The sequence below is a fragment of the Pseudomonas sp. 21615526 genome (assembly GCF_013386245.1).
Taxonomy (GTDB): Bacteria; Pseudomonadota; Gammaproteobacteria; order Pseudomonadales; family Pseudomonadaceae; genus Aquipseudomonas.
In genome coordinates, this window is sequence record NZ_JACAOM010000221.1 from 1 (window position 1) to 3767 (window position 3767).

The 3767-nt window shown below is 63.3% G+C and carries 3 protein-coding genes and 2 pseudogenes; all 5 read right to left on the bottom strand.

Annotated features, from left to right (window positions below; translation table 11 throughout):
- Positions 1–929, bottom strand: a pseudogene (locus tag HX786_RS32145) (type IV secretion protein Rhs); the annotation flags it as partial.
- 75 nt (positions 930–1004) lie between these two features.
- Positions 1005–1747: pseudogene (locus HX786_RS31240) on the bottom strand (SDR family oxidoreductase).
- Positions 1740–2540 (bottom strand): SDR family NAD(P)-dependent oxidoreductase, encoded by an 801-nt coding sequence (locus tag HX786_RS31245; protein ID WP_178913065.1) that lies wholly within the window; start codon positions 2538–2540, stop codon positions 1740–1742. Before HX786_RS31245 ends, HX786_RS31240 begins: the two are co-directional and overlap by 8 nt.
- Positions 2533–3354: a molybdenum cofactor biosynthesis F family protein gene (locus HX786_RS31250; protein WP_177122786.1), complete on the bottom strand. Its 822-nt coding sequence runs from the start codon at positions 3352–3354 to the stop codon at positions 2533–2535. Before HX786_RS31250 ends, HX786_RS31245 begins: the two co-directional genes overlap by 8 nt.
- Before the next feature lie 86 nt (positions 3355–3440).
- A partial coding sequence (locus tag HX786_RS31255) for a helix-turn-helix transcriptional regulator (RefSeq protein WP_178913066.1) occupies positions 3441–3767 on the bottom strand: 327 nt, incomplete at its 5' end.

Here is a 3767-nt window from a genome sequence, read left to right on the forward strand (position 1 = left end):
CACATGTTCTTGCTTCACCAACGCCGTGCGCGCCGTCTTCGGCTCCCGCACCATCGGTGCCGGGTTGGATATCTCGTCCACGCCAGCCTTCAACGGCACCGCCGCAGCCTTGACCGGCACTGCATGACTCTGAAGCGATAACGGCTTAAGCACCTCCGCATGCCTATCCAGCGGGGTCGTACCACCCAGCTTGGCAATCTGCTCCAACCACTCCCGTGCCCGCTCGGACCTGACCTTGCCCAGCNNCTGACCATTGCGGACAGGTAGATGAACAGCAGCGGCTCGTCGCTGAGAATCAACAATCCCTTGGCAATCGCCTCATGACTGAGCTTCAGGAGCGCTCCAAGCTCGGCTTGGGAGAGGTACTGCAGGAGCTTTTCGCTGTTGGGCTTGATGTCTGCCAACCACTGGTACAGCTGGGCAATACCGTCCCAGAGGCCGTAAAGCACGTTTTCAAAGCCCCGCGCATAAGCCAGTTGCAGCGAGGTGTAGCGCTCGCCATAACCCGCCTTGGAATAGCTCTCCCATATCGGCTTGAACGTGCTCGTCCACTGACCGCGCAAGTTGCCTTCCAGCGAGCTGAGCTCGGACTGATAGGAGGCATACAGTGCCTTGATGTGATCCCTGGAAACGTTGGGGTAAAAGCTGACTCGATACTGCCGGTCGACGGTGCACTCGGTGACTTCGAGAATGCCGCTGGGGCCGATGGTCTTATGGATGGGATCGCCGAGGGGACCACCGTCTTGCGCGACTTCCTGCAGCATCACCGGCGTATTGCCGATGGGCACGAACCGTGTGCTCTGGAACATGTGCACCAGGGTCAACGGTGAGTTGGCCTTGCAGGTCGCGACGGTGCTGGCGGGATACAGGGAACGGGTGATGGGCGCGACCAGCGAAACCTCGTCGCCGACCTTGAACACCTGCTCGACNNCAGGCGAGGGACTTTGCAGAGGTTCTCAGGGCAGGGGAGTAGAGGTTATCCGGCAGTTCAGTAGGACGTTTCGTTAAACCTCCGGCAAGGTCGAGCCGCCATCCACCACCAGCGTTTGCCCAGTGATATAGCCCGCCAGGTCCGATGCCAGGAACAGCATTGCCCCGGCAATATCCGACGGTGCGCCCAGCCGTCCCAGTGGCACCCGGCTGGCGATCTGTGCATTTACCTGGTCATCCCCCAGGTTGCCCATGGCCGGGGTTGCGATCATGCCGGGCTCCACACCGTTGACTCGCACATTCAAGCCGGCCAGTTCCAGCGCCGCATTGCGAATGAACCCGTTGACCCCGGCCTTCGACGCCGCATAGTGACTCAACCCCGGAAACGCAACCCGGGGACCTGTGACAGACGACGTAACCAGCACGCAGCCCCGACCCTGACGGCGGAACATCGGCAGCGCCGCCTGGGTCAGCCAGAACAACGCCGAGAGGTTGACCGCCAAGGTACGGCCGAGCATCGCCGGAGTGATCTCGACAAAGGGCGTCAGCGGAAAATACCCGGCGTTATGCACCAGAATATCCAGCNNCCTGCAATCAGCTCGAAAACCGCAGCCGCATCCGCCAGATCCACCGTCACCGCTTCCACCTGGCAGCCGCGCCCGCACAGCTCCAGCGCGAGCGCCTCTGCCAGTTGCAGGTCGGCGATCATCACCCGCGCGCCCCGCAGGGCAAACGCTTCGACGATGGCCCGACCAATACCCTGGGCGCCACCCGTTACCAATACGTTGCGACCAGTGAAATTCAGGTCTTCATTCATGACGCTGCTCCATACGCGCATAGGCCAGCGTCGGCACATCGACGATGCTTGAGCCTCCGTCCGCCACCAGCGTCGCACCCGTAATGATCGACGCGTCACTGGATGCCAGGAAGCGGCACACCCTGGCGATTTCTTCAGCGCTGGCCGGCCGGCGCAACGGCACATCGGCGCACACCCGGTCATAGGCGTGCTGCAGCGTCTCGCCATGGAAATCCATCAACGGCTGCATTTCCTCATCCGCCATCGGCGTGCGCACCCAGCCGGGGCACACCGCGTTCACCCGCACCCCGCGCGGGCCATAATCTCGGGCCAGCGAGCGATTGAGCCCGAGCAAGGCATGCTTGGCCGTGGTGTAGCCGCACACCTCGGGCCCGGCAGCCAGTGAGGCAATCGAACCCATCAGCACGATGTTCCCGCCACTTTCCAGCAGCAGCGGCAAACACGCCCGCGCACTGTAGAAGGCGCTGTCGAGGTTGCTGCGCAGCGCCGCTTCCCAGGTCTGCGGGCTGGTGTCGGTGGCGCTGCCCACGCCATGGCCGCCCGCACAGGCCAGCAGCACGTCGATCCGCTCATAGTGCTGGCGAATCTGCGTAATAAAACCCTCCCAGGTCTGCGGGCAGGCCGCATCACCCACCAACACCAACCCCCCGGTTTCCCGCGCGACCTGCTCCAGCGGTTCGCGACGACGGCCGATCAGTATCAACTGCGCACCCTCGGCAGCATACAGCCGGGCGCACGCAGCACCGATGCCCGTGCCGGCCCCGGTGATCACAATCGTGCTCGGCTCAGTCATCAGGATGCTCCGTGCGATTGAGCACCTGGCAGTAGGAACTGATGGGAAAGTTCGATAGTTCATCGAAGGAGGCGTCGGCATAGCCAAAGATCTTGCCGTCGCTGCGGTGTTGCTGCAGGTCGATCAGCACCAGGCCGAGGGTGGGGATGATTTTTTCGCGCCAGACGAACAGGTAGAGCTGGTCGGCGATCTTGTAGTAATCGCAGCGGTCGGTGTCGCACAGGCCTTGCTCGACACCCTTGAGGCATTGCCAGGCGTAGAACTGGTGGTTGAGGTAGATGTGCTCGTAGACCTCGCTCGGGCTGTAGCGATACTGGTTGCGCAGGCCGATCAGGTCGGTGGTTGGTGCGTGGGGGCATTGGCCTGGCTGCCACGGGCGGTCGAGGCTGCCGTGGAGGAACTCCACTTCCACCGACGTCAGCGGCTTACCGGCCAGGGCGCGGCTGTAGAGGCCTTCGCGGGTTTGTTCCTGGGTGGGCATGCGCCCGAGCACAGCGGTGAACGAAGCGCTGGCGGTGTCGAGCACCAGGCTGACCGACCAGGCCTGCGTGCCTTCGCGCTTGATGAAATCCACCAGGTACAGGCCGGGGCGCACCGAGGTCGCACGGTAGGTGGCGCTGCCGCTGGAGTGACCGTCGGCTGCAACCCAGGAGAGCCTGTCGCGCTCGAAACGGTGCTCGATCTGCCAGCCATTGGCGAAGTGCAGGGTGAAGGCCTTGCCGCTCAGGTCGGCCAGGTTCGGCAGGATAAATGCCTCTGGGGCGAAGCCGTCGGCCAGGGCGCCCACGGTGATCCAGTCAGAAGGGGTGGTCATTTGCGAAGCTCCGGTTGGGTGGGTGAACACCACGAATCATCGCGCCCGGGAGCAGGCGCGGGTATCAACCGGATGGTTGAGGCGAACTACAGGAAAAGACTTCCCACCAGTTCTGTGCGACTGCTGACGCCGGCCTTGCGAAACAGGTTGATCAGGTGGGTCTTGATGGTGGGCAGGCCGACATCCAGCTCCTGGGCCAACTGTTTATTGCTGGCGCCCTGGCGCAACAGCAGGGCGATCTGGCGCTCCTTGGGTGTGAGACCGGCCAATGCATCTTCAGTGGGCTGCATGTTGGCCACCGCCAGTTGCAGCAAGGTTTGCAGGGCGTTCAGTTGGGCCAGTTGCTCGCCGGTGAAAGCGCCCTGGTCGGCGGTGCGCAACAGCGAAATCGCCGCCTGGGGCTGGCCGGCGCG

Excerpts from the sequence above, each read along its gene's own strand:
- HX786_RS31245 (WP_178913065.1), bottom strand. The coding sequence starts at position 2,540 with ATGACTGAGCCGAGCACGATTGTGATCACCGGGGCCGGCACGGGCATC.
- HX786_RS31250 (WP_177122786.1), bottom strand. The coding sequence starts at position 3,354 with ATGACCACCCCTTCTGACTGGATCACCGTGGGCGCCCTGGCCGACGGC.